General features: G+C 68.5%; 19 protein-coding genes. 11 read left to right on the top strand and 8 right to left on the bottom strand.

The genetic code is table 11. The annotated features are described in order from the left end of the window. Positions 1 to 2,217 (bottom strand): ligand-binding sensor domain-containing protein (locus DEO45_RS11810; RefSeq protein WP_317616010.1); only part of this gene is annotated, 2,217 nt, incomplete at its 3' end. 173 nt (positions 2,218 to 2,390) lie between these two features. Between DEO45_RS11810 and DEO45_RS11805 the strand changes: the two genes are divergently transcribed. Beyond that, positions 2,391 to 3,851, top strand: coding sequence for a GTPase (locus DEO45_RS11805; protein WP_114343784.1), 1,461 nt, complete (start codon positions 2,391 to 2,393; stop codon positions 3,849 to 3,851). Between the two features lie 768 nt (positions 3,852 to 4,619). On the opposite strand, the gene DEO45_RS11800 is transcribed toward DEO45_RS11805, so the two are convergent. From DEO45_RS11800 to ubiH, 3 genes are all read right to left on the bottom strand, one after another. Beyond that, positions 4,620 to 5,414: a dienelactone hydrolase family protein gene (locus DEO45_RS11800; protein WP_114343782.1), complete on the bottom strand. Its 795-nt coding sequence runs from the start codon at positions 5,412 to 5,414 to the stop codon at positions 4,620 to 4,622. Between the two features lie 133 nt (positions 5,415 to 5,547). Continuing rightward, entirely contained in the window at positions 5,548 to 6,810 is a 1,263-nt protein-coding gene (locus DEO45_RS11795; protein ID WP_114343779.1) for a UbiH/UbiF/VisC/COQ6 family ubiquinone biosynthesis hydroxylase, read from the bottom strand. After that, complete coding sequence (gene ubiH, locus DEO45_RS11790; RefSeq protein ID WP_114343777.1) at positions 6,807 to 8,030, bottom strand: 2-octaprenyl-6-methoxyphenyl hydroxylase; 1,224 nt, start codon at positions 8,028 to 8,030, stop codon at positions 6,807 to 6,809. Before ubiH ends, DEO45_RS11795 begins: the two co-directional genes overlap by 4 nt. 121 nt (positions 8,031 to 8,151) lie before the next feature. Here ubiH and DEO45_RS11785 point away from each other — a divergent pair, with 121 nt between their 5' ends. The 9 genes from DEO45_RS11785 (at position 8,152) to DEO45_RS11745 (ending at position 17,324) form a co-directional block, all read left to right on the top strand. Continuing rightward, a complete protein-coding gene (locus DEO45_RS11785) occupies positions 8,152 to 8,763 on the top strand; it encodes a hypothetical protein (protein ID WP_114343774.1) in 612 nt (203 codons plus the stop codon). Positions 8,764 to 8,776: 13 nt separating this feature from the next. Then, the gene (locus DEO45_RS11780) at positions 8,777 to 9,349 is read left to right on the top strand and encodes a cob(I)yrinic acid a,c-diamide adenosyltransferase (protein ID WP_114343772.1); all 573 of its coding nucleotides are present in this window, start codon (positions 8,777 to 8,779) and stop codon (positions 9,347 to 9,349) included. Positions 9,350 to 9,360: 11 nt separating this feature from the next. Further along, positions 9,361 to 10,278 carry a histone deacetylase family protein gene (locus DEO45_RS11775; RefSeq protein WP_223250856.1) on the top strand — a complete coding sequence of 306 codons (918 nt, stop codon included), beginning with the start codon at positions 9,361 to 9,363 and terminating at the stop codon, positions 10,276 to 10,278. Between the two features lie 119 nt (positions 10,279 to 10,397). Then, a complete protein-coding gene (locus DEO45_RS11770) occupies positions 10,398 to 12,773 on the top strand; it encodes an LPS-assembly protein LptD (RefSeq protein WP_114343768.1) in 2,376 nt (791 codons plus the stop codon). Between the two features lie 34 nt (positions 12,774 to 12,807). Beyond that, positions 12,808 to 14,148 (top strand): peptidylprolyl isomerase, encoded by a 1,341-nt coding sequence (locus tag DEO45_RS11765; RefSeq protein ID WP_114343766.1) that lies wholly within the window; start codon positions 12,808 to 12,810, stop codon positions 14,146 to 14,148. Between the two features lie 13 nt (positions 14,149 to 14,161). After that, entirely contained in the window at positions 14,162 to 15,166 is a 1,005-nt protein-coding gene (pdxA, locus tag DEO45_RS11760; RefSeq protein WP_114343764.1) for a 4-hydroxythreonine-4-phosphate dehydrogenase PdxA, read from the top strand. A gap of 52 nt (positions 15,167 to 15,218) precedes the next feature. Next, complete coding sequence (rsmA, locus tag DEO45_RS11755) at positions 15,219 to 16,013, top strand: 16S rRNA (adenine(1518)-N(6)/adenine(1519)-N(6))-dimethyltransferase RsmA (RefSeq protein ID WP_114343761.1); 795 nt, start codon at positions 15,219 to 15,221, stop codon at positions 16,011 to 16,013. Positions 16,014 to 16,073: 60 nt separating this feature from the next. Beyond that, complete coding sequence (gene apaG, locus DEO45_RS11750; protein ID WP_068090235.1) at positions 16,074 to 16,457, top strand: Co2+/Mg2+ efflux protein ApaG; 384 nt, start codon at positions 16,074 to 16,076, stop codon at positions 16,455 to 16,457. 15 nt (positions 16,458 to 16,472) lie between these two features. Then, the gene (locus DEO45_RS11745) at positions 16,473 to 17,324 is read left to right on the top strand and encodes a symmetrical bis(5'-nucleosyl)-tetraphosphatase (protein WP_114343758.1); all 852 of its coding nucleotides are present in this window, start codon (positions 16,473 to 16,475) and stop codon (positions 17,322 to 17,324) included. Positions 17,325 to 17,495: 171 nt separating this feature from the next. On the opposite strand, the gene secA is transcribed toward DEO45_RS11745, so the two are convergent. Then, positions 17,496 to 20,234 carry a preprotein translocase subunit SecA gene (gene secA, locus DEO45_RS11740; protein WP_114343756.1) on the bottom strand — a complete coding sequence of 913 codons (2,739 nt, stop codon included), beginning with the start codon at positions 20,232 to 20,234 and terminating at the stop codon, positions 17,496 to 17,498. Between the two features lie 179 nt (positions 20,235 to 20,413). After that, positions 20,414 to 21,343 carry a M23 family metallopeptidase gene (locus DEO45_RS11735; RefSeq protein ID WP_114343753.1) on the bottom strand — a complete coding sequence of 310 codons (930 nt, stop codon included), beginning with the start codon at positions 21,341 to 21,343 and terminating at the stop codon, positions 20,414 to 20,416. A 27-nt stretch (positions 21,344 to 21,370) separates the two neighbouring features. On the opposite strand from DEO45_RS11735, the gene DEO45_RS11730 reads away from it, so the two are divergent. After that, positions 21,371 to 21,853: a DUF721 domain-containing protein gene (locus DEO45_RS11730; RefSeq protein ID WP_114343750.1), complete on the top strand. Its 483-nt coding sequence runs from the start codon at positions 21,371 to 21,373 to the stop codon at positions 21,851 to 21,853. Positions 21,854 to 22,038: 185 nt separating this feature from the next. Here DEO45_RS11730 and lpxC read toward each other — a convergent pair whose 3' ends face one another. Continuing rightward, entirely contained in the window at positions 22,039 to 22,953 is a 915-nt protein-coding gene (lpxC, locus tag DEO45_RS11725) for a UDP-3-O-acyl-N-acetylglucosamine deacetylase (RefSeq protein ID WP_114343748.1), read from the bottom strand. Between the two features lie 470 nt (positions 22,954 to 23,423). Further along, positions 23,424 to 24,611 (bottom strand): cell division protein FtsZ, encoded by a 1,188-nt coding sequence (gene ftsZ / locus DEO45_RS11720; protein ID WP_114343746.1) that lies wholly within the window; start codon positions 24,609 to 24,611, stop codon positions 23,424 to 23,426. Between the last annotated feature and the right edge of the window lie 87 nt (positions 24,612 to 24,698).

Here is a 24,698-nt window from a genome sequence, read left to right as displayed (position 1 = left end):
CGTGTAGCTGCCTGCGCCCAGACCGGTGAAATCCCGCTCTCCCCGATGGCCCGTGTCCACCCAGTCGCTGTCGAAACCCTGCAGCTGGAAGCGGTAGCGGTTGGCGCCGGGATCGACGAACGATGCCACCCTGGCCTCGATGCGCAAGTCGCGATCGCGCCAGCCCAGCCGGAGCGGCAGGCCCAGCGGCAGCGTCCGGGTGCGGTTGTCGCGCCGCACCGTGGCCTGGGCCAGCGCCAGCACCGGCGGCGCACCCGGCGGCACCGGCTGCGCCAGGCGCTCGGGCCGGAACGCCACCACGCCACCGCTGCTGGCGGCGAACAGCGTGCCGTCTGCCGCCAGCTCGACCGAGCCGTTGGTGAACTCGCTGCTCGACAGGCCCTGCGATGCCCCGAATGCGGCGAACTGCTTCGTCTGCGGATCGAACCGCCACAGTCCCGGATTGGCGAACAGCCACAGCCGCCCCTGGTCGTCCACCCGGATCGCCATCAGGTCGGCGGCGAACGGCATGCGGCTGATATCGGCGCTGGCGTTGCGCTCGGCGCGCCCGCCGGCGTAGCGGTAATGCTCCAGCGCCTGGTCGGTGGCGGTCCAGAAACCGCCGGCATCGAACGCGAAGGCGAGGATCTCCCGGCGCGGCACCCCCGGCACGAAGTCCAGCCGCTGGCCCGGACCCGCCCCGCGCAGGAGGCCACCGGCGCTGGCGTACCACAACTGCCCGGCATGGAAGCTCAGCTGGTCGTGGAAGCGGGCGTTGTCCGGCGCGCCCGCCGGCATCAGCGAGGTCGCGGTCAGGCGCTCCGGATCGATCGCGAACACGCCCTGGCCCCATGAGGAAACGTAGACGCCGCCGTCGTCGCCGGCGACGATGGCGGTGGGCCGGTTGATGCCGCTCCGCGCGGCCCCTATGGCGGTGAGCTTGCCGTGGTCGTAACGGTAGATCTCGCCAGGCCCCACGATCCACAGCCGGCCGCGGGTGTCTTCCGCCAACGCGGCCAGGTTGCCGCGCAGGTCCTTCAGCACGTGGCTGACCTCGCCAGTGGCCGGGTCCAGCTTGTCGACCCAGCCGTTGAAGCCGCCCACCCACAGCTGGCCGTCGCGGCTGCGGCGCACCGACAGCGCGGCGATGTCGGCGAGGCTGCGCGGGTCGTCCGGCACGTGGGTGAAGCGGGTGAAACCGTTCCAGCCCGGCGGCAGGTAGGCGATGCTGGACTGGTCGAAGGTGAACCACAGGCCGCCCTCGCGATCGCGCAGCAACTGCCACAGACGGTCGCCGGGCAGGCCGCCGGGCAGCAGCGGCTGGCCGATGATGTGCTGCAACCGGCCGCGGCCGTCGTCCAGCCACACGCCATTCAAGCTGCCCATCCACAACCGGCCCTGAGCATCGCGGGCGCTGCCGAGGAGGCGCAGCGGCGACAGTTGCGGACGCGCCAACGGACGCGCCACGCCATCGGCGCCGATCACCAGCAGGCCGCCCTCCAGCGCCACCCGCACTTCGTCCCCGCCACCGTCGATGTGCCAGACCTTGCCGAGCTCGCCACGGAACGCCGGATCCACCGGCACGCGCCGGATCGTGCCATCCGGCCGGCGTAGGTACAGCCCGCTGTGCGCGCCGATCCACAACCGCCCGTTGGCCTCCGCCAGTAGCGCGCGGGTGGCGCCGAACGATCCGGGGCGGTCGCCTTCGACATCCAGCGGGACGATGTGGTCGAAACCTTTGCCGTCCGCACGCAGGCGGTCCAGCCCACCCTGGGTAGCAACCCACAGCTGGTCGTCGGCCGTCTGCGCGATGCTCCAGACTTCGTTGTCGGCGAGGCTGTCGGGCTTGCCGTCGTCGTGCTCCCAGTGCCGGAAGCGGCCGCTGCCCTGGTCATAGACGGTGAGCCCGGTCGAGACGCCGCCGGCCCAGATCCGGTTGTCGCGATCGACGAACAGCGTGTAGGTCTGGTTCGCCGGCAGCGAGAGGGGGTCGCCCACCGCATGCCGGAACACCTTGAAATCGATTCCGTCGAACCGCATCAGGCCGCCGGCCGAACCGAACCACATCATGCCGTTGCGGTCCTGCGCCACCGCATAGACCGCCCCGCTGGGCAGTCCATCCGCGGTCCCGTAGCGACGGAACTGCGGCGTCGGCAACGGGCCGGCAGCCCGTGCGCCGGATGCCGCCGGCGCGACGAAGGCATGACCCGCTGCGGACACGAAAACGCCCAGGGCCACGCCCAGCAGCCAAGCGGAAAACCTCGATCCGTTCCCCATCCGTCCCCCGCGAAGCGGTGCCGCGAAATCCGCGCCGGCTTCGGCCGCTGCCGTGCTTCCGACACACGATAGTGCCAAAACCTAGCACCGGGTGCGAGCCGGGCCAGCCGCACGAAGCTGGCTAGAATGCGCGGATGTCCCGACGCCTGCGATTGCTGCTCACCGCATTGGCCATGGCCGCGCTCCTGTGGCTGCTGTTCGCGGCCGCCGAACGCGCGCTGGCATTGGCGCAACGCTTCCTCGCGTTGCCGACCTGGCTGCAATGGACGCTGGGCGGAATCCTGGCGATCTTTGCCGCGGCGGGATTGAGCGTGCTGTGGTGGCTGCTGCGTCCGCGGCGCAAACGCCGGCCGATGCCGGTGCCCGACCGCGGCAGTCTGGAGCAGCGCATCGGCCAGCTGCACGAACGCGGCGCCGACATCGGCACGCTGACGGCCGAACTTGGCGAACTCGACCGCCGCCGCGCCAGTGCACGCGTCTACGTCGCGCTGTTCGGTGAAATCTCCACCGGCAAGTCCAGCCTGATCCGCGCGCTGGCGCCGCACGCACAGGTCGCCAGCGACGCCCGCGGCGGCACCACCCGCGCCATCGGCCACTACGACGGCAGCCTGCCGGACGGCCGCACGCTGGTGCTGGCCGACGTGCCCGGCAGCCGCGAGGCCGGCGGCGAGGCGCACGAAACGCTGGCGCGCGAGGAAGCGCTGCGCGCGCACGCCGTGGTCTACCTCTGCGCCGGCGATCTCAACCGCAGTCAGGTTGACGAACTGCGCTGGCTGGCCGACTTCGGCAAGCCGCTGCTGCTGGTGCTGAACAAGACCGACCAGTGGAGCAGCACCGAACTCGATCAACTGCTGGCGCGCCTGCGCCGGCACGCGCGCGGCGTCGCCAGCGCGGTGCTGGCCATCAGTGCCGGCGGCAGCGAGCGCTATCAACGCCAGCTCGCCGACGGCAGCACCGAGTCGGTCGAGCGCCAGCGCAAGCCCGCGATCGAACCGTTGCTGCAGGCACTCGAACGGCTCACCGCACCCGGCGCCGCAGGCCTGGAGGATCTGCGCGAGAACGCCGTGCTGGCCGGCCTGCACCAGCGTACCGGCACGCTGGAAGCACAGACCCGCGCGGAGGAAGCCGAGCGCATCGTGCGCAAATACGCCCGCCGCGCCATCGTCGGCGCGCTGGCCGCGGTGGCACCGGGCAGCGACCTGGTGATCCAGGGCGTGCTCGCCACCGGCCTCACCCGCGCCCTGGCCGAGCTGTACGGCGTGAAGGTCAGCGAGGTGCAGATCGAGGATTTCGTGCAGCAGGCCCGGCTCACCCTGCGCACCGGCAGCTCGATCGTGCTGGCTGTCGCCGGCAACGCGATGAAAGCCTTCCCCGGCCTCGGCACCCTGGGTGGCGGCGTGCTGCACGCCTTCGCCTACGCGCTGATCTTCGACTCGATGGGCCGCGCCCTCGCCGCCTCGCTGGCCGAACGCCAAAGCCTCGACCAGCACGACGCCGGCGAACGCCTCAAGGAACTGCTCGCCGACGCCGGCGGCACGCGCCTGCGCCAGCTGGCGGCGTTGACCATGGATGCGGTGCGCGAGCGCGCGGATTGAGGGACGGCGCTGTGGATGACGCCTGTGGCGTGCTGCACCTACAAAATTGCTCAGGTGCAGAGCGGTCGATCGCCTGCGGCGACCGAGTCACTTTTCTCTTGCGTGGCCAAAGAGAAAGTAACCAAAAGAGAAGGCCACCCCGCTTGGCGCACAGGGGCCCCGGGTAGGGCAGCGGGCCATCATGGCCCGCACACGGTGGAAAGACGAAAGGCCGAAGCAACAGCGAGGCGTCGCCCTGCTTCTGCTCTGCTCTTGACCTGGCTCTTCTGAAAAGTGCGCGCAGGATGCGCGCCGCTCTACCCGGGGTCCCCTCTGCAGCGGCGGGCGGGTGGAGGAAAAGCCCGAAGGGTGGTTCGCATGAATGCGAACCAGTTTGGCGTCAGCACAGGCGACGGCATGGATGCCGGAGTTGAGGCCACGCAGGGAGCGGTTGCCCGATGCCCTGTCGACAAACCCCGGAGCCCGGCCGCGAACTTTCCGGGCAGGAGCCCGGAAAGCGCGTAAGCGGGGTGGCCTTTCTCTTTGGTTACTTTCTCTTTGGCCACCCAAAGAGAAAGTAACTCGCGCGCCGCAGGCGCACGAAAGCTCTTGCCTCTGATGTTTTTCGCTCCGAACAAAGCAAGAGCATCGCGCACGACCGCAGGAAGTCCCTCGCGGACAGAGTGCGCTTCTACATAGCCACGCAAGAGAAAAGAAGTGACTCGACCACCGCTGGCAGATGAAGACCCCTGCTCCCGAACCAACAGCGTCATCGAGACCAACAAGAACCTATGGCGTGCCCGCAAACGCCGCGCGCAGCCAGTCGTGCATCAGGCGGTAGCTGCGGGTCGCGGCGCGTTCGTCGTAGCGGCAGCCGGTGGAGTTCTCGCCCACTTCGGTGAAGCAGTGCACGGCGTGGCCGAGCACCACGAACTGCCAGTCGGCGGGGCTCATGCGCATCTCGTCCATGAACTTGTCCGCGTCGGGCATGGTGCCCTTGTCGTCCGCGCCGTTCATCGCCAGCACGCGCGCCTTGATGTTCTTCGCCAACGCCGGGTTGTCGGTGTCCAGCCCACCGTGGAACGACACCACCGCGGCGACGTCCGCACCGCTGCGTGCCAGGTCGAGCACGGCCGAGCCGCCGAAACAGAAACCGATCGCGGCCAGCTTCGATGCGTCGAGCGGCGCGCCGGCTGCCTGCACCTTCAGCTGGTCCAGCGCCAGGTTGATCCGCTTGCGCATCAGCGCACGATCGCCGTACAGCGGCTTCACCGCCGCCTGCGCCTGATCGGCGTTGCCCTGCTGCGGGCGCACGCCGGCGCCGTACATGTCGGTGAGCAGGATCACGTAATCCTTGCCGGCGATCATCTCGGCCTTCTTTACGGCCGCGTCGTTGATGCCGTACCAGTTCGGTACCATCACCAGACCCGGGCGCTTCGAGGTCGAAGCGTCGTCGTAGACCAGCACGCTGTGGAAACGGGTGCCGTCCTGCGTCCATTCGACCGGGCGGTGCACCATCTTCGCCTGGGCGGCAAGGCTTGAACCGGCAAGCAGCAGCAGACAGCAGAGTCGGGCGATGCGCATGATCGATCCTCCGGTGGCGTGGATTCCCTCTCCTGCGCGCAGGGGAGGGTTGGGGTGGGGTCGCTCTTGATCTTCAAGCCAGAAGCTTCACCCTCTCCCGACCTCCCCCTGCGGACAAGGAGAGGAGCAAAGATCAAAGTCCGGCAGCGTGTTCCGAGAGCCGCCGCTTCAACGGCGCGAATCGGTCGAGCAGGCGCACGCCGACGCCGCGCGCGGCGACCAGCGCCGGCGACTGCCACGCGTAGATGCGCGCCAGGGCGTCAAAGCCCAGCGCGTCCAGCGTATCGGCGCTGCGCCGGCGGCGCGCGTAGCGGCGCAGCACATGGGCGGCGCCGATGTCGCGGCCAGCCGCGCGGGCGTCGACCAGCGTGTCGCGCAACTCGGCCACGTCGCGCAGGCCCAGGTTGACGCCCTGCCCGGCCAGCGGATGCACCGCATGCGCGGCATCGCCCAGCAACACGAAACGGTCGGCCTGATAGCGCTCGGCCAGTTGCAGCTTAAGCGGAAACGCCGCGCGCGGCGTGGTGGCGGCGATCCGGCCCAGCCGGAAATCGCTGGCGACGCCGAGCTCGTCGAGGAAAGCCTTGTCGTCCAGCGCCAGCACACGCTGCGCTTCGGCCTCGGGGAGCGACCACACGATCGAGCTGCGCCCGTCGGCCAGCGGCAGCAGCGCCAGCGGGCCGCCCGGCAGGAAGCGTTGCCACGCGGTGTCTTGGTGCGGGCGCTCGGTGACGACGTGCGCCACCACCGCGCGCTGCGCGTAGTCGCGGCCACGCGTGCCGATGCCGGCCAGCGCGCGCAGCGGCGAGCCCGCGCCGTCGGCGGCCACCAGCAGGCTCGCCGCCAGCGTCTCGCCGCCGGCCAGTTCCAGCTGGATGCGATCCTCGCGCGCTTCGAAGCCCCGCACTTCGACCGGGCACAGCCGGCGCACACCGGCAGCGGCCGCTCCTGCGCGTCCTGCTCCCGCGGCACTGGCACCTCCCTGTGCGGCGTCCAGCGCCTGCCACAGCGTCCACTGCACCAGGCTGTTCTCGACGATGTAGCCGAGCCGGTCGTGGCCTTCGCTGGCCGCGTCGAAGTCGATCGCCGCGCCGCTTTCGGCGTCCCACACGTGCATGTGCGCGTACGGACCTGCGCGGGCCTCACGGATGGACGTCCAGACGTCCAGTTCGTCGAGCAGCGCCAGCGACGACGGCGCCAGCCCGACCACGCGCAGGTCCACCTCGGCGTTCGCGTTCCATGCCGCCGGCGCGCGCGCCTCCAGCAAGGCGGTGCTGAAGCCGGCCCGTGCCAGCGCCAGCGCAGCGGCGGCGCCGACCATGCCGCCGCCGACCACGGCCACGTCCAGCGCAGGCGCGCGGCGGCGGGAGGGCATGTCCTGCAGCGAAGTGTTCATGGCAGGCGCTCTAGCACCGCCAGCGGCGGCTCGCCGCGAAAACCCATGCCGCGCCGCGCCAGCAAGCGCTGCAGCGGCGGCAGCCGGTCGCAAGCCAGCAAAGCCAGCGAGCGCAGTGGCGCCAGCAGCGGTTGCGGCAGGCAGGCCAGCCGCACCAGGCCATGGCTCATGGCCATGGTGCCCTCGCGATCGGGCGCGCGTCGCGCGGCGTAACGCGCCAGCAGATCGGCAGCGCCCGGATCGGGTGCGCCCGCCACCAGCTCGGCCAGGGTCAACGCGTCGCGCAGGCCGAGGTTGAACCCCTGCGCGCCGATCGGATGCACGGTCTGCGCCGCGTTGCCGACCAGCACCGCGCGTGGCGCGACGAGCTGCGTCGCCGCCACCCGGTGGATCGCGTATGGATGGCGCCTGCCGGGTCGGCTGAGGCGACCCAGTCGCCAGCCAAAGCGGCGCTGCGCCAGTTCGATGAAACCCGCATCGTCCAGCGCAGCGACTGTATCGGCCTCGTCGGCGGACACCGTGAGTACCAGCCCGCAGCGGCGCTCGGCCAGAGGCAGCAGCGCGACCGGCCCTTCGTCGGCGAAGCGCTCCCACGCCCGATTCGCGTGGTCGCGTTCCGGCGTCACCGTGCAGACGAACAGCGTCTGCCGGTAGTCGTGCGGTTCGGCGTCGATGCCCAGTTGCGCGCGCACGAACGAATGCGTGCCGTCGGCGCCGACCAGCAGCGGCGTGTCGAGGCTGCGCGTACCGTCGGCGGTTTCGACCTGCGCGCGCCAGCCGCCGGCCAGCGGCTGCAGCGCAGACAGCGTGGCGGGCGCCAGCCGGGTCAGCTGGGCGCATTCGTCCAGCCGGCGCAGCAGCGCGGCGCCGAGCTCGCGCGCCGGCAGGGTCCAGCCCAGCGCGTCGACGCCCTGCTTGTCCGCGTCGATACGTGCGCTGCCGAACTCGCCGGCGCGGCTGACGTGGATGTACCGGATCGGCGTGGCACGGGCGGCGGCATGCTGCCATACGCCGATCGCCGCCAGCCCGTTGACGGTGGCGCGGGCCAGCGCCAGGTTGCGCTCGTCGTAGCTGGGCTGGGCGTCGACGCGCGGCGCGGCGGCCTCGACCAGGGTGGCGGCGACGCCGGCGGCATCCAGCGCGATCGCCAGGCTGGCGCCGACCAGGCCTCCGCCGACGATCAGCACGCCGCCCTCGACAGGGGTGGTGGAGGGATTCATGCCCGGATAATACGCGCGGGCATGGCGTCTCCGCATCGGGCGGCGTGACATCGGCGCATCGGCCCGGCCGCATTGGGCTAAACTTCGACATCTGTATTCAGCCGAGCAGCACGGAGTCCACATGGCAATCGCAACGACCCGACGCCTGGCCATCTTCCTGGGCCTGGCCCTGGTGATGGGCGTCACCCGCTTCCACCCCTCGCTGCTGCACCACGCGCTGTGGGATGCCTCGTGGGGCGTGTTCTTCCTCGCCGGCTTCTGGCTGCGCGGCCAGGGCCGCTGGGCCGGTTGGACGACATTTGCGCTGCTGATGGCCGAGGCGGTGCTGGTGGACTACCTCGTCATCAGCGGCCAGGGCATCGACTTCTGGAGTCATTACTGCGTGTCGCCGGCCTACTGGTTCCTGTTGCCGTCCTACGCGGCACTGTGGGTGGGCGGCAGCTGGCTGGCGAAGCGCCAGCAGGGCCTGAACCTGCGTACGCTGGGCCTCGCGGTGGCCACGCTGCTGGTCGCCGAAGGCGTCTGCTACCTGGTCTCCAACGGCAGCTTCTACTGGATCAGCGCCAGCGTGCCGGCGCCGCGCAGCTTCGGCGCTTGGCTCGGCAATCTCGGCGACTGGTATCTGCCGTTCCTCGCCGGCACCTCCGTCTACGTGGCGCTGGGCGCCGTGCTGCACGTGCTGGCGACCCAGCTGGCGCACGCATCGCAGCGCAGCGGCCAGATCCGGCACTGACCCCGGCATCGACGTGGGTAACCGGCTCTCGAAGATCTACACCCGCACCGGCGACGACGGCAGCACCGGCCTCGGCGACGGTTCGCGGGTGGGCAAGGATTCGCTGCGGGTCAACGCCTACGGCACGGTGGACGAGCTCAACAGCACGATCGGCATGCTGCTGGCCGCCGACGGCGTGGGCGACGAAGTGCGCGAGGCACTGACCCAGGTGCAACACGACCTGTTCGACCTCGGCGGCGAGTTGTGCATCCCCGGCATGGCGATGGTCGAGGACAGCGACATCGAGCGGCTGGAACGCCTCCTCGACGAACTCAACGAACCGCTGCCGCCGCTGAAGGAATTCATCCTGCCCGGCGGTGGCATGGCCGCCGCCTGCGGCCACCTGGCGCGCACCGTGTGCCGCCGCGCCGAGCGCGAGGTGATCGCGCTGTCGCGGGTGGAGCAGATCCGCAGCCAGCCGCAGCGCTATCTGAACCGGCTGTCCGACCTGCTGTTCGTGATCTCGCGCGTGCTGGCCCGCGCCAGCGGCCACGGCGAGGTGCTGTGGCAGCACGAGCGCCGCCGCAAGCCCAAGCCTGTCGGGTAAGCCGCGGCATGCTGCGGCTGTACACCCACCCTGCCTGCCTGCAGCACGACCCGGGCCCGGGACACGTCGAACGACCGGCGCGGCTGCGCGCCGTGCTGCAGGCGCTGGACCACGACCGTTTCGCCGCGCTCGACCGCATCGAGGCGCCGCAGGTGACCCGCGAACAGCTCTGGCGCGTGCACGGCGCGGCCCACGTCGGGGAAATCCTGCTCGGTGCGCCGCCAGGCGACATGCTCGCGCTGGACCAGGACACCGTGATGGGCCCCGGCTCGACCGAGGCGGCGCTGCATGCGGCCGGCGCCGTGGTGGCCGCGGTCGACGCGGTGCTCGGCGGCGAGGTACGGCGCGCGTTCTGCGCGGTGCGTCCGCCCGGCCACCACGCCACGCGCGAGCGGGCGATGGGCTTCTGCCTGTTCAACAACATCGCCGTGGGTGCCGCCCATGCGCTGGCCGCGCACGGCCTGAAGCGGGTCGCCATCGCCGATTTCGACGTGCACCACGGCAACGGCACCCAGGACATTTTCGAGCACGAGCCGCGCGTGCTGTTCGTCTCCAGCCACCAGTCGCCGCTATACCCGGACAGCGGCAGTGAGGACGAACGTGGCGTGGGCAACATCGTCAACGGCACGCTCTCGCCCGGCGCCGGCTCGTACGAATTCCGCGAGCTGTGGGACGGCGTGCTGCTGCCTCGGCTGCATGCCTTCAAGCCGCAGCTGGTACTGGTCTCGGCCGGCTTCGACGCCCACCGCGACGACCCGCTGGCCGACCTCCGGCTGGGGCCGGAAGACTACGCCTGGATCACCGAGCGGCTGGTGGCACTGGCCCATGCGCACGCCGGCGGACGGCTGGTTTCCAGCCTGGAAGGCGGCTACAACCTCGCCGCGCTGGCCGCCAGCGCCAGCGCCCACGTCGCCGCCCTCCTGGATTGAAGTGCCTGGTCAGGCCGCTCCAGACTGAATCCCGCCCCTGCCCGGGCCAACGTTTACCTGCCGCCGACGGGGTCTTTCTGCTAGCTTAACGAGCCTTCGAAGCCGGCAGATTTCCCGCGATGCCCAAGCTACCCCCACGCCGCCTGCTCGCGGTCGCTGCTGCGCTTGCCCTGATCGGCGGCCAGGCCGACGCCAACCCTGCCCGGACCCCGGCCCCCGGCGGCACGGACCAGGGCGCCGACCAGGCTTGCCCGCTGGGCTCGTTCCATTGCGCACGGCGCCCGCTCAATTACGCGATGTGCCGGCCCAACGCGCTGCTCGAGTTCTACGACCCCACCCTGAGCAATGACAGCAGCCTGCGCGAGACCAGCCCGACCCAGGTGCAGGCGCAGCACGTGGACAGTTCGGACCAGTCGGTCTACCACCTGTCCGGCGAGGTACGGCTGCAGCGCGCCGACCAGCTGCTGCAGGCCGACCGCGTCGACTACAACGACAGCAGCACCGACTACGACGCCCGCGGCAACGTGCGCTACCAGGAGGCCAGCCAGCTGCTGGCGGCCTCGCACCTGCGCGGCAACACAGACGCGAGCCGCGGCATCGCCGACGACGTGCGCTACCAGTTGCTCGAGGCGCGCGGCAACGGCTCGGCCAAACAGGGCCACATGCTGGACGCGCTGCACACCCGTTACTCGATGGCCACGTATTCCACCTGCGACGTTGGCCACCACCTGTGGGAATTCCGCGCCAGGTCGATCACCATCAACAAGGACACCGGCGTCGGCGTGGCGCGCAACGCCACCATGCGGATCGGCAACGTGCCGTTCCTGTACCTGCCGTATTTCAGCTTTCCGGTCGACGACCGGCGCAAGAGCGGGTTCCTTTACCCGACCATCGGCCACAGCAGCCGCTCCGGCTACGAAATCAGCACCCCGTACTACCTGAACCTGGCTCCGAACTACGACGCCACGCTGGACCCGCGCTACTACAGCGACCGCGGCGCGATGCTGGCCGGCGAGTTCCGCTACCTGCTGCCCGGCACCGGCGGCCAGCTCAACGCGGAGTACGTGCCCAGGGACCACGGCAAGAACGACGGCCTGGCCGACACCCAGGGCGACTCGCGCTATCTGGTCCAGTTCTCCGACCACACACAGCTGTGGAAAGGCTGGCAGTTCGTCGGCTCGTACAACCACGCCTCGGACGGGAGCTACCTGTACGACTTCGGCAACAACCTGTCGCACACCGCGGTCTACATGCTGGATTCCAACGCCGCGATCATGGGCGGCGGCAAGTGGTGGAACGCCTCCTTCGGCGGCACCATCTACCAGAACCTGAACCCGTTCGTGACCGACAGTGTGCTGCCCTACAAGCAGCTGCCCTACGCGCGATTCGGCATGGACGTGCCGCTGTCGCGCTGGCTGGAAGTCGGCATGGACAGCTCGGCGGTGGCGTTCCGCAAGAACGGCTTCATCGGCGGCCAGCGCGAGGACCTCTACCCCTACCTCGCCGCCACTTTCGGCACCTCCGCCTGGTTCGTGCGGCCGCGGCTGGCCTATCGCTACACCGCCTACCAGCTGGACAGCGACTATCGCGATTACGGCTATGGCGGGCGGCTCGGCGGCGGCGCCACCTCGCCGTTCGACCAGAAGTCGCCCAGCCGCGCGCTGCCGGTCGTCAGCCTCGACAGCGGACTGGTGTTCGACCGCAGCACCACGCTGTTCGGCAGCAGCTACACGCAGACGCTGGAGCCGCGGCTGTACTACCTGTACGTGCCGTACCGCAACCAGAACAACCTGCCGCTGTTCGACACCAACGTGATGTCGTTCGACTACTGGCAGCTGTTCTCGACCAACCAGTTCTCCGGCGCCGACCGCCAGATGGACGCCAACAACCTCACCGCGGCGCTCAGCACCCGCCTGCTCGACGACGGCGGTGTCGAGCGGGTGTCGGCCAGCATCGGCCAGATCCACTATTTCAGCCCGCAGAAGGTGCTGGGTACCGACTGGGTCCACTCGGCTTACGTGGCCCAGCTGGACGTGCAGCTCAACGACCGCTGGCGCCTGAACACGGCCTATCAGTGGAACCCGAACACCCGTCTCACCGACATGGCGGCGGTCGAACTGCAGCGGCGGGTACGCACCGACGGCATCTTCAACTTCTCCTACCGCTTCCGCCGCGGCTTGCTGGAACAATACAGCGCATCGCTGGTCTACCCGGTATCCGAACGCTGGCGGCTGGTGGGCGCATGGACTTACTCGGTGAAGGATCGCGAGAGCGTCGATGCGCTGGCAGGCGTGGAATACGACAGCTGCTGCGTGTCGCTGCGGCTGGTCGGTCGCAGCTACGTCAACCAGTACTACTACGGCTTCGGCCCGGCGCCCACCAACCTCAACCATCGCGACAATGCGGTGATGTTCGAGGTGGTTTTCAAGGGGCTGGGCTCCACCGGCGGCCAGATCGATCCACTTCTGCGCCGTGATATTCTCGGCTATCAATAAACGCATTCGCCCCGGCGATCCAGGCTGTCCACCGATGAAGCAACCCATTGCATTCCTGCTGCTCGCGCTCGCGATCGTGCTCCCCGCCCGTGCCCAGTTGCTGACACCCGCCGCGCAGGCCGGGCAGTCGCTGGACCGCATCGTGGCCGTGGTCAACGACGACGTGATCCTGCAGAGCGAGCTGAACGACGCGGTGGCCTCGGTACGGCAGCAGTACGCCGGCCACGCCGAACAGCTGCCGCCGATGAACGTGCTGCAGCAGCAGGTGCTCAACCGGCTGGTGCTGATGCGGCTGCAGGTGCAGAAGGCGCAGGACCAGGGCATCCACGTCTCCAGCGCCGACATCGACCAGGCGATCCAGGGCGTGGCGCAGCAGAACCAGCTCACCCCCGAGCAGTTGCGCGCGGAAGTGGAGCGCAGCGGCGGCAGCTACGCCGCATTCCGCGATCAGATCGCCGACCAGATCACCGTGCAGCGGCTGCACCAGAGCGTGGTGCAGGATTCGGTCTCGGTCACCGACAGCGAAATCGACAACCTGTTGCACAGCCCGACCTACAAGTCCGGCGAGGTGCACCTGGCGCACATCCAGATCAGCATTCCGGGCGGCGCCGACGCCGCCGCGATCCAGGCCAGCCAAGCCAAGGCCGAGCAGACGCTGGCCGCGATCAAGGGCGGCATGGATTTCAACGCCGCCGCGATCCGCTACTCCGATGCACAGGACGCGCTGGAAGGCGGCGACCTCGGCTGGCGCCGGATGGACGAGATCCCGCCGGCCTTCGCCGACACCATCGCCACGATGAAACCCGGCGACGTCAGCCCGGCACTGCGCGGCCCCACCGGCTTCCACATCCTCAAGCTGATCGACCAGCGGCAGAACAGCCGCAAGATGGTCACCGAACTGCACGCGCGGCAGATCCTGATCAAGCCCAGCGAGCTGGTGTCGCCGGCGCAGGCCGAGCAGAAGGCGCAGGACCTGTACCACCGCATCGTCGACAAGCACGAGGATTTCGCCGCCCTGGCGAAGGAAAACTCCAAGGACGACACCACCGCCAACCTTGGCGGAGACATGGGCTGGTTCCCGCCGCAGTCGTGGGGCGAGGCGATCGCCGGCCAGCTGGCCCAGCTGAAGGACAACGAGGTGTCGAAGCCGTTCCAGAGTTCCGCCGGCTGGCACATCGTGCAGCGACTCGGCGAACGCCAGAGCGACCAGACCGTGCAGATCGCGCGCGATCAGGCACGCCAGGCGATCGGCACGCGCAAGTCCGACCAGGTCTACGACGACTTCCTGCGCGACCTGCGCTCCGGCGCCTATGTCAACATCCTGGTACCCGAGCTGCGCGCCGCGGACACCCAGGCCGGCGCCGGCGCACCTTAAGCGATTGGACGACATGCCTCTGCCGCGACTCGCACTGACCGCGGGTGAACCGGCGGGGGTCGGCCCGGAACTGCTGGTCCGGCTGGCCGCCACACCGCTGGCGGCCAGCCTCGTCGCCGTGGCCGACCGCGCCCTGCTGCAACGAGCCGCGTCGCGCTGCGGCGTAGCCATCGAACTGGTCGACGACGACGGCAGCACGCAGCCCGCACGCCGACCCGGCACGTTGCGCCTGCGGCACATCCCGCTGGCGGTCGACGAAGTCCCCGGGCAGCCCGACCCGCGCAACGCCCGCCACGTGCTCGCCACACTGGCCGAGGCCGCCGATGGCTGCATGGCCGGCCGCTACGATGCGGTGGTCACCGCGCCGCTGCAGAAGGCCTCTATCAACGACGCCGGCATCCGCTTCAGCGGACACACCGAGTTCTTCGCCGAACGCACGCAGGCCGACGTGGTGATGATGCTGGCCAGTCCGGAATTGCGGGTGGCCCTGGCTACCACCCACCTGCCGCTGGCGGCGGTGCCGGCGTCGATCACCCGGGCATCGCTGACCCGCACGCTGCGCATCGTGCATGCCGAGCTGCGTGCGAAGTTCGGCGTTGCCGAACCGCGCATCGCGGTACTCGGCCTGAACCCGCACGCCGGCGAAGGCGGCCACCTCGGCCACGAGGAGATCGACACCGTGATCCCGGCGCTCGACGCCTTGCGTCGCGAGGGCATGCACCTGCTCGGGCCGCTGCCCGCCGACACCGCCTTCGTGCCGGCCCAGCGCGCACGCTACGACGCGGTGCTGGCGATGTACCACGACCAGGCGCTGCCAGTACTGAAGAGCGAAGCCTTCGACCGCACCGTGAACCTCACCCTCGGCCTGCCGTTCATCCGCACTTCGGTCGACCACGGCACCGCGCTGGACCTGGCTGGCAGCGGCAGCGCCGATCCGGCCAGCCTGATTGCCGCGGCGAACATGGCGCTCGCGCTGGTGCGGCGCAGAGACGAGTCGATGGGAGCGGGCAACGAGTGAACGGCCTCCGTTTTTTCCCGCATCCCATTCCTCCCCACTCGTTCCTCGCCCCATGAACGCGCGCCCCAAGAAAAGCTTCGGCCAGCACTTCCTGCACGACCGGCGCTATATCGACCGCATCGTCGCGGCGATGGCGCCCCGACCCGGCGATTTCGTGGTCGAGATCGGTCCCGGCGAGGGCGCGCTGACCTTGCCGTTGCTGGCGGCGGCGGGCTCGCTCACCGCGATCGAGCTGGACACCGACCTGATCCCCGGCCTGCAGGCGCGCGCCGCCGGCGTGGGCGAGCTGCACATCATCCACGCCGACGTGCTGAAGGTGGATCTCGGCGCGCTGGCGCACAGCCATGGTGTGCCGCGGCTGCGGCTTGCCGGCAACCTGCCGTATTACATCTCCAGCCCGATCCTGTTCCACTGCGTCGAACATGCCGCGGCGATCCAGGACATGCACTTCATGCTGCAGAAGGAAGTGGTCGAGCGCATGGCCGCCGCGCCGGGCAGCAAGGTATACGGCCGGTTGTCGGTGATGCTGCAGCTGGCGTGCCGGGTCGAGCCGCTGTTCGACGTGCCGCCGGAGGCGTTCCGGCCGCCGCCGAAGGTGGACTCCGCGGTGGTGCGGCTCGTGCCGCTGCCGGCGCACGAGCTCCACGACGCGCCGCCCGAGCAGGTCCATGCCGTGGTCAAGGCCGCGTTCGGGCAGCGCCGCAAGACGCTGGCCAATGCGCTCAGGCAGGTGCTCGACGCCGACGCGATCCGCCGTGCCGACGTCGATCCGAAGGCGCGCGCCGAAACCCTAGCCCCGGCCGACTTCGTGCGGCTGGCCAAGGCTTGCCGCAACCTCCCGCCGTGAGGGCACATGCCGGCGGCGGCTACCACCCCCAATCGCGGCGGCAGGCCTTACAATCGGGGCATGACTGAAAAATCCTCCTACACGATCGACGTGCAGGTCGAAACCCGCTTCGTCCCCGACCAATCGAAGCCCGGCGACAATCGCTACGTTTTCGCCTACACCGTGACCCTGCGCAATGCCGGCAAGATGCCCGCGCGCCTGCTCGGCCGCCACTGGATGATCACCGACGCCAATGGCAAGGTGGAGGAAGTCACCGGCGACGGAGTGGTCGGCGAACAGCCGTGGATGCGCCCCGGCGACGATTTCGAGTACACCTCCGGCGCGGTGCTGGAGACGCCGGTGGGCACCATGGGCGGCAGCTACCGCATGCTGGCCGACGACGGCACGGAGTTCGAGGCGCCCATCCCGACCTTCACCCTGTCCATTCCGCGTACGCTGCATTGATGGTCCTGCGCTGACATGGCTACGTACGCGATCGGCGACGTGCAGGGTTGCTACCCCGAACTGCAACGCCTGCTCGACAAGTTGCGCTTCGACCCGGCGCAGGATCGGCTGTGGTTCTGCGGCGACCTGGTCAACCGCGGCGGCCAGTCGCTGGACACGCTGCGGCTGATCCACGGCCTGCGCGAACACAGCGTGGTCACCCTGGGCAACCACGACCTCAGCCTGCTGGCGATCGCCCAGCGCCGGCCCGATGCGCAGGCACGGGTGAATCCCGAACTGCGCGAGGTGCTGTTCGCCGACGACGCATCCGTGCTGTTCGAGTGGCTGCGTTCGCAGAAGCTGCTGCACCACGACGAACAGCTGAACTGGACCATGGTGCACGCCGGCCTGGCGCCGATGTGGACGTTGCGGCAGGCGCAACGCGCCGCGCAGGATGTCGAGCACGAGCTGGCCAGCCCGCGCCATCCGCGGCTGCTGCGCAACCTGTTCGGCAACCGGCCGGCGCTGTGGTCGAGCCGACTGCAGGGGCTCGACCGCCAGCGCGCCACCATCAACACGATGACGCGGATGCGCTACTGCGACGTCAACGGCCGCATCGACTTCGAGGCCAAGGGCATGCCCGGCACGCAGAAGCCCGGGTTGTATCCGTGGTTCGAAGTGCCCGGCATGCGCCGCCGCGACACCCGCATCGTCTGCGGTCACTGGTCCACGCTGGGCCGCTTCGCCGGTTGTGGCGTGTACGCGATCGACACCGGCTGCGTGTGGGGCGGGCAGCTCACCGCCTTGCAGCTGGACGGGGAGGAACCCCGGTATTTCACCGTCAATGCCGAACCGCACCGCAAGCGGCCGCCGGGCGGCGAAGACTGAGCGCCCGGAGCGAGGGTGACGTGGAGTGAGAAGCGAGGGGCGGATGAAGATCCCGCTGACCGCTGATCGACATAAAAAAAACGAGAGGCACAGCCTCTCGTTTTTTTTATGGGCGGGGCAGTGAGCGGTTGCGTGGAGTGCGGGGCATCTTCCTCGCTACCCATTCCGTCCTTAGGCCAGTTGGCCGTGGCAATGCTTGTACTTCTTGCCCGAGCCGCACGGGCACGGATCGTTGCGGCCGATCTTGGGGCCGTCGTGTTGCGCCGGCTGCTGTGCCAGACGCATGCCGGCGCCGACCGCCGCCTCCGCCTCGCCGCCGAACGCGCCCGCCGGCGGGGCTCCGCCGCCGGTCGCCTGCATCTGTTTCTGCAGCCGGTCGGCCAGACGCCGCTGCTCGGCCTCCATCGCGGCGACTTCTTCCTCGCTGCGGATCCGGATGCGCGCCAGCATCTGGGTCACTTCGGCCTTGATCCGGTCCAGCATCGCCGAGAACAGTTTGAACGACTCGCGCTTGAACGCCTGCTTCGGGTCCTGCTGCGCGTAGCCAACCAGGTAGATGCCCTGGCGCAGGTAATCCATGCTGGCCAGATGATCCTTCCAGGCGTTGTCGACCACGGTCAGCATGATGTGCTTTTCCAGCTGGCGCATGGTCTCGGCGCCGATCTGCGCCTCCTTCGCCTGGAACAGCCCGTTCACCCCGTCGCGTACGTGTTCAAGGATCATCCCCGCGTCGATCTCGTGCTGCTGCTCGATCCAGTGCTTGAGGTCGAGCGACAAGCCAAGCTCGCTTTCCAGCTCGCGGTCGAGGCCGGCCAGGTCCCACTGCTCGTCGATGCTGTCTTCCGGCACGTAGGCACGCACCATCGACTGCACCACGTCGTCGCGGATGTCGGCCACGGTGGCTGAGACGTCGTCGCCGTCGAGCAGTTCGTCACGCTGGCGGTAGATCACCTTGCGCTGGTCGTTGGCGACGTCGTCGAACTCCAGCAGGTGCTTGCGGATGTCGAAGTTGTGCTGCTCGACCTTGCGCTGCGCCTTCTCGATCTGGCGGCTGATCATGCGGTCTTCCAGCGCGTCGTCGTCCTTCATGCCGAAGCGCTTCATCCAGCGCACCAGGCCTTCGCCGCCGAAGATGCGCAACAGGTTGTCTTCCAGCGACAGGTAGAAGCGCGAGGAACCCGGATCGCCCTGGCGGCCGGACCGGCCGCGCAGCTGGTTGTCGATGCGCCGCGATTCGTGTCGCTCGGTGCCGATGATGTGCAGGCCGCCGGCGGCGAGCACCTGTTCGTGTAGCTTCTTCCACTCCGCCTTGACCCGGGCGCGGTCGACCTCGCTGGCGTCCGCCGGCAAGGCCGCCAGCGCCGCGTCCAGGCTGCCGCCGAGCACGATGTCGGTGCCGCGGCCAGCCATATTGGTGGCGATGGTGACCTGCCCAGGCGCACCGGCCTGGGCCACGATGTGCGCCTCGCGCTCGTGCTGCTTGGCATTCAGCACCTCGTGAACCACGCCGGCCTTCTGCAGCATTCCGGACAGCAGCTCGGACACCTCGATCGAGGTGGTGCCGACCAGCACCGGCTGGCCACGCTTGTGGCAGTCCTTGATGTCCTCGATCACCGAGTTGTACTTCGGCGTCTGCGACAGGAAGATCATGTCCGAGTTGTCCTTGCGGATCATCGGCTTGTGGGTAGGGATCACCACCACCTCCAGGCCGTAGATGCTCTGGAACTCGAACGCCTCGGTGTCGGCCGTGCCGGTCATGCCGGCCAGCTTCTTGTACATGCGGAACAGGTTCTGGAACGTCACCGTGGCCAGCGTCTGGTTCTCGCGCTGGATCGGCACGCCTTCCTTCGCCTCGACCGCCTGATGCAGGCCGTCGGACCAGCGCCGGCCAGGCAGGGTACGGCCGGTGAATTCGTCGACGATGATGACCTCGCCGTCGCGCACGATGTAGTCCACGTCGCGCTGGTAGATGCCGTTGGCGCGCAGCGCGGCGTTGAGGTGATGCACCACAGCCAGGTTCTTGGAGTCGTACAGGCCACTGTCCTGCTCGATCACCCCGCCAGCGCGCAGCAGTTCATCGGCGTGCTGCATGCCTTCCTCGGAAAGGTGCACCTGCTTCTGCTTCTCGTCGACCCAGTAGTCGCCGGCGCCGTCTTCCTCGGTCTGGCGGATCATGTGGGGCACGATCCTGTTCACCGCGATGTACAGCTGCGGGGAGTCCTCGGCCGGACCTGAGATGATCAGCGGGGTGCGCGCCTCGTCGATCAGGATCGAGTCGACCTCGTCGACGATGGCGTAGTGCAGGCCGCGCTGGTAGCGCTGCTCCTTGCTGAGCGCCATGTTGTCGCGCAGGTAGTCGAAACCGAATTCGTTGTTGGTGCCGTAGGTGATGTCGGCGGCATAGGCCGCGTGCTTGTCGGCATGGTCCATGCCCGGGTACACCACGCCCACGCTCAGCCCGAGGAAGCCGTACAGCTTGCCCATCTGGGCCGAGTCACGCCGGGCCAGGTAATCGTTCACGGTGACCACGTGCACGCCCTTGCCGGCCAGTGCATTGAGGTAGACCGGCAGCGTGCCGACCAGGGTCTTGCCCTCGCCGGTGCGCATCTCGGCGATCTTGCCCTGGTGCAGCACCATGCCGCCGATCATCTGCACGTCGTAGTGGCGCATGCCCAGGGTGCGCTTGGCCGCTTCGCGGACCACGGCGAAAGCCTCGGGCAGGAGCTTGTCCAGCGCCTCGCCGGCGGCGACGCGCTGCTTGAATTCGTCGGTCTTGCCGCGCAGCGCGGCATCGTCCAGCTTCTCGAACTCGGCCTCCAGCGCATTGATGCGGTTGACGCTTCTGGAGAGCTGGCGCAAAACGCGCTCGTTGCGGCTACCAAACAGGCTCGTCAGGGCACGATTGAACATCGATCTTCCGGATTGGGGAACAAGGCGCCCGCCATGTGCACGGGCCAATCGGGCATGTTACTACATGCCATCGGGACGCCGCCCGCACAGGGATCCTGCGGGAACGGGGAGATGCCGACCCGCCCTGCATGGTACCGGCCGAGGCCGGATTCAAGGGATATCGCGGCTGGGGAACGACGTCAGCGGCGGTTGCGGACGAACGCCAGCGGATTGACCACGCGGCCGTCGTACCAGACCTCGAAATGCACGTGCGAGCCGGTGGAACGACCGGTGGACCCGGCCTTGGCGACCACATCGCCCACCTGCACATGCTGGCCCGGGCGCACATCCAGCGCGCTGTTGTGCGCATAGCGGGTCATGTAGCCATTGCCGTGGTCGATCTCGACCACGTTGCCGTAGCCGCTGCGCTGGCCGGCGAATGTCACCATGCCCTCGGCCACGGCGTGCACCGGCGTGCCGAACGGGGTGGCGATGTCGATGCCGGTGTGCCGCGCCGACCGGCCGTCGAAGGGATCCGGACGTACGCCGAAATACGAGGAGATGTAGCCCTGCACCGGCATCCCGGTCGGCTTGAGGTTCGATTCGATCCTCGCGTCCAGCAACAGGCTCTGCAGTGCTGACAGCTGCGCCTGCTGGGTGTCGAACTGGCCGGCCAGCTGGTTGATGCTGCTTTCCAGCGTCGGCGGCAGCGCATAGGCGACCCCGGCGGTGTCCTCCACGCCGCCGACCGCCGGCTGCTGGTCGAAGTTGAACTCGCCGTCATCGAGCTTGCCGACCTCGGCCAGCCTCTCGCCGAGCGCGTTCAGCCGGGTCGACTGGGCCTGCAGTTGTCCGAGCTTCACGGCCAGCGCGTCGAGGTCGCGATGGGCGTCCTGACGCACGCCGGCCAACTGGGTGTTCTGCTGCCGGATCTGCCGCTGCATGTCGTGGATGTCCGCCAGCGCGCGGTCACGCGGACTGGCCAGCAGCAACGCCAGCGCCACCCCGGTACCCATGCAGCCAAGCACTGCCGCCGAGACCGTCGCCAGCAGCTTCCAGCGCAGGCGCCGGTCGGCCAGGTCGAGGGTTTTCGGCAATTTTCCGGCACGTGAGACGAGTATGATTTGCATGACTTTCCACGATCGAATTCCGGCACCATGCAACGCGCCACCCCGGCCACTTCCCGCCGCGCCGGCAACGGGCCGAAGCCCCTCGCCGAATGCGGCTCCTTCGCGACGCTGGCCCGAAAGGCCGGCGCGCTGGAAGCGCTGGACCGCGCACTGCGCCAGACGTTGCCCTCGCCGTTGCGCGAGCAGGCCAGATTCGCCGACCTGCGCAACGACCGCCTCGTCTTCCTGGTGTCTTCACCGGGCTGGGCATCACGCCTGCGCTTGATGCAGACGCAGATCCTTGCCGCCGCGCATGCCATCGGCATACGCGCCAGTTCAGTCACCGTGAAAGTGGCCCCCCAACCACCGGTCGCAACGCCGCCGGATCGGTCGAAACCGCTTTCGCCTGCCGCGGCCACCCACCTCAGGGCAGCCGCCGCATCCTTCACAGACCCCGAATTGCGGGCACTGTTCCTCGAACTGGCATCCTTCGCCGAAACCGCTGATCCCCCCTCGTCCGACCCGGACTGACTCGCCCCATCCGGATGCCGGCGACGGGTTTTATAGCACGGGGTTTGTTAAGACATAACCCGCCTCGTCATGGAGGCGTGAAGCCGAGCGCGGTGAGAATGTCATGCGCATCACGAAAACGGCCGTGTCATGCGACACGGCCGTTTTCGTGGAGCCTCGGTCGGGGCAGGATGAGCTTGGCGGGCTCAGGTTGCCTGGGCGGGGTGCGCGTAGGAGATCGGCGAGGTGGCCGGGTCGTCCTGGTAGCTGACCTCTTCCCATGCCGTGGCATCGGCCATCAGCGTGCGCAGCAGCTTGTTGTTGAGTTCGTGGCCCGACTTGTGCGCATGGTAGGCGCCGATCAGGCTGTGGCCGAGCAGGTACAGGTCGCCGATCGCGTCGAGGATCTTGTGCTTGACGAACTCGTCCTCGTAACGCAGGCCGTCCTCATTCAGCACGCGGTAGTCGTCCAGCACCACGGCATTGTCCATCGAGCCGCCCAGCGCCAGATTGTGTTCGCGCAGCATCTCGATGTCGCGCATGAAGCCGAAGGTGCGCGCCCGGCTCACTTCCTTGACGAAGGAGGTGGTGGAGAAGTCGATCTCGGCGCGCGAGGTGCGCTGGCTGATGATCGGATGGTTGAAGTCGATCGAGAAGCCGACCTTGAAACCCTCGAACGGCTCGAAGGCGGCCCACTTGTCGCCTTCCTGCACCTTCACCGGCTTCTTGATGCGGATGAAGCGCTTGGCCACGTTCTGCTCTTCGATGCCGGCGGACTGCAGCAGGAACACAAACGGACCGGCGCTGCCGTCCATGATCGGCACTTCCGGCGCGGACAGGTCGACATAGGCGTTGTCGATGCCCAGGCCGGCCATCGCCGAGAGCAGATGCTCGACCGTGGAGACACGCACCTCGCCGTTGACCAGGGTGGTCGACAGCCGGGTATCGCCGACATTGTCCTGGCGGGCGCGAAGATCCACCGGCGGAGTGAGGTCGGTGCGGCGGAACACGATGCCCGTATTCGGCGCCGCGGGACGCAAGGTCATGTACACCTTGTCGCCCGTATGCAGGCCTACACCAGTCGCGCGGATGATGTTCTTGAGCGTACGCTGCTTGATCATTGTTGTTGGTACCTGTGTAGGCAGCAGCCAATCAGGGGCGGATGCTAACACAGTTTTAACCTGTGATGAAAGCAAACCGTACCGTACAGTCTGATTAAGCCTTCATGTTTCTTTCATCCTTGAAGGCTTCGTGCGTCCACCCTCTCTGATCCGATCAAACCACGGAATCGACACGACGCCCCGCGCCTGGGACGGGAATCCGGCACGGGACATCGAGCCGCCGGCGCGGACGGATCCGCCGCAGGCAGCCGTGCGTCATCCCGACGCACAGTCTTGTTGCTCGCCACAATGAACCAGCCCGCCCGCGGCCACTCCCCGCATCTCAAGATGACTGAGATTTTACGGACGATACCGACCCGGCTGCAGGCAGCCAATCCGGCACACCGGAAAGAGTGACCAGCCCGACGAGCATTTGTTCAATATTTTCGCAACTCTTTAACCGGTGCAAGTTGTTTGGAAGCCAACCTCCGTCAGTCGGCCTGGCGGCGCAGGAACGCCGGGATGTCCAGGTAGTCGAAGCCCGGCTCGGCGTGCTTCGCCGACGTGACAGGTTCCGCACGTCCCTGGCTGACCGCCATCTCGGGCTGGGCGTAGTCGACCACCTCGTTGCCGGTGCCGGTACGCAGCACCACCGGACGCGGCCGCATCTGCACCTGCTGGGTCTCGACCATGCGGATCGGCGGGTGCTGGCGCGAGGCCATCGCCCGGTTGAGGCCGGTGGCGACCACGGTGACGCGCACGTCGTCCTTCATCTCCGGATCGAGCGAGGTGCCCATCACCACGGTGGCGTCCTCGCTGGCGAAATCGTGGATGATCCGGCCGATCTCGTCGAACTCGCGCATGGTCAGGTTCGGACCGGCGGTGACGTTGACCAGGATGCCGCAGGCACCGTTGAGGTTGACGTCTTCCAGCAGCGGGTTCTTGATCGCCGCCTCGGCTGCCGCCTGGGCACGGTCGTCGCCGCGGGCGGTGCCCGAGCCCATCATCGCCAGGCCCATCTCGGACATCACGGTGCGCACGTCGGCAAAGTCGACGTTGATCAGGCCGGGAGCGGTGATCAGGTCGGCGATGCCCTGCACGGCGCCCTGCAGCACGTCGTTGGCGGCCTTGAACGCGTTGAGCAGGGTGACCTCGCGGCCGAGCACGCTGAGCAGCTTCTCGTTCGGCACGGTGATCAGCGAGTCGACGTGCTGCGACAGGTCCTCGATGCCCTTGAGCGCGACCTGCATGCGGCGACGGCCCTCGAACGGGAACGGCTTGGTCACCACCGCCACAGTGAGGATGCCCTTCTCCTTGGCCAGCTGCGCCACCACCGGCGCCGCGCCGGTACCCGTGCCGCCGCCCATGCCGGCGGTGATGAACACCATGTCGGCGCCTTCCAGCATCGCCTCGATGCGCTCACGATCCTCGAGCGCCGCCTGCCGGCCGACCTCGGGGTTGGCGCCAGCGCCCAGGCCCTTGGTCACGTTCCCACCCAGTTGCAGATGGGTGCGCGAACCGCAGCTGGTCATCGCCTGCGCGTCGGTGTTGGCGACGACGAATTCCACGCCTTCGATGTTGGCATTCAGCATGTGCGCCACGGCGTTGCCGCCGCCGCCGCCCACGCCGATCACCTTGATGACTGCATTGGGTGCGAGTTTATCGATCAGTTCAAACATTTCCCGTCCTCCTAAGAGTTGTTGTCGTTGTAACCATGGGTGGCGACTCCTGTCGGTCCATGGTGGTGGGCGGATGTCCCTCCACCC

The sequence above is a fragment of the Rhodanobacter denitrificans genome (assembly GCF_003335105.1).
Classification (GTDB): Bacteria; Pseudomonadota; Gammaproteobacteria; order Xanthomonadales; family Rhodanobacteraceae; genus Rhodanobacter; species Rhodanobacter denitrificans_A.
Note: the sequence above shows the minus strand (reverse complement) of the source record. Positions and strands in the feature narration are given on the sequence as shown.

What these genes read in the sequence shown, in the direction of transcription:
- DEO45_RS11805 (WP_114343784.1), top strand. Translation starts at nt 2,391, where the DNA reads ATGTCCCGACGCCTGCGATTGCTGCTCACCGCATTGGCCATGGCCGCG.
- DEO45_RS11800 (WP_114343782.1), bottom strand. Translation starts at nt 5,414, where the DNA reads ATGCGCATCGCCCGACTCTGCTGTCTGCTGCTGCTTGCCGGTTCAAGC.
- DEO45_RS11795 (WP_114343779.1), bottom strand. Translation starts at nt 6,810, where the DNA reads ATGAACACTTCGCTGCAGGACATGCCCTCCCGCCGCCGCGCGCCTGCG.
- ubiH (WP_114343777.1), bottom strand. Translation starts at nt 8,030, where the DNA reads ATGAATCCCTCCACCACCCCTGTCGAGGGCGGCGTGCTGATCGTCGGC.
- DEO45_RS11785 (WP_114343774.1), top strand. Translation starts at nt 8,152, where the DNA reads ATGGCAATCGCAACGACCCGACGCCTGGCCATCTTCCTGGGCCTGGCC.
- DEO45_RS11770 (WP_114343768.1), top strand. Translation starts at nt 10,398, where the DNA reads ATGCCCAAGCTACCCCCACGCCGCCTGCTCGCGGTCGCTGCTGCGCTT.
- DEO45_RS11765 (WP_114343766.1), top strand. Translation starts at nt 12,808, where the DNA reads ATGAAGCAACCCATTGCATTCCTGCTGCTCGCGCTCGCGATCGTGCTC.
- pdxA (WP_114343764.1), top strand. Translation starts at nt 14,162, where the DNA reads ATGCCTCTGCCGCGACTCGCACTGACCGCGGGTGAACCGGCGGGGGTC.
- rsmA (WP_114343761.1), top strand. Translation starts at nt 15,219, where the DNA reads ATGAACGCGCGCCCCAAGAAAAGCTTCGGCCAGCACTTCCTGCACGAC.
- apaG (WP_068090235.1), top strand. Translation starts at nt 16,074, where the DNA reads ATGACTGAAAAATCCTCCTACACGATCGACGTGCAGGTCGAAACCCGC.
- DEO45_RS11745 (WP_114343758.1), top strand. Translation starts at nt 16,473, where the DNA reads ATGGCTACGTACGCGATCGGCGACGTGCAGGGTTGCTACCCCGAACTG.
- secA (WP_114343756.1), bottom strand. Translation starts at nt 20,234, where the DNA reads ATGTTCAATCGTGCCCTGACGAGCCTGTTTGGTAGCCGCAACGAGCGC.
- DEO45_RS11735 (WP_114343753.1), bottom strand. Translation starts at nt 21,343, where the DNA reads ATGCAAATCATACTCGTCTCACGTGCCGGAAAATTGCCGAAAACCCTC.
- DEO45_RS11730 (WP_114343750.1), top strand. Translation starts at nt 21,371, where the DNA reads ATGCAACGCGCCACCCCGGCCACTTCCCGCCGCGCCGGCAACGGGCCG.
- lpxC (WP_114343748.1), bottom strand. Translation starts at nt 22,953, where the DNA reads ATGATCAAGCAGCGTACGCTCAAGAACATCATCCGCGCGACTGGTGTA.
- ftsZ (WP_114343746.1), bottom strand. Translation starts at nt 24,611, where the DNA reads ATGTTTGAACTGATCGATAAACTCGCACCCAATGCAGTCATCAAGGTG.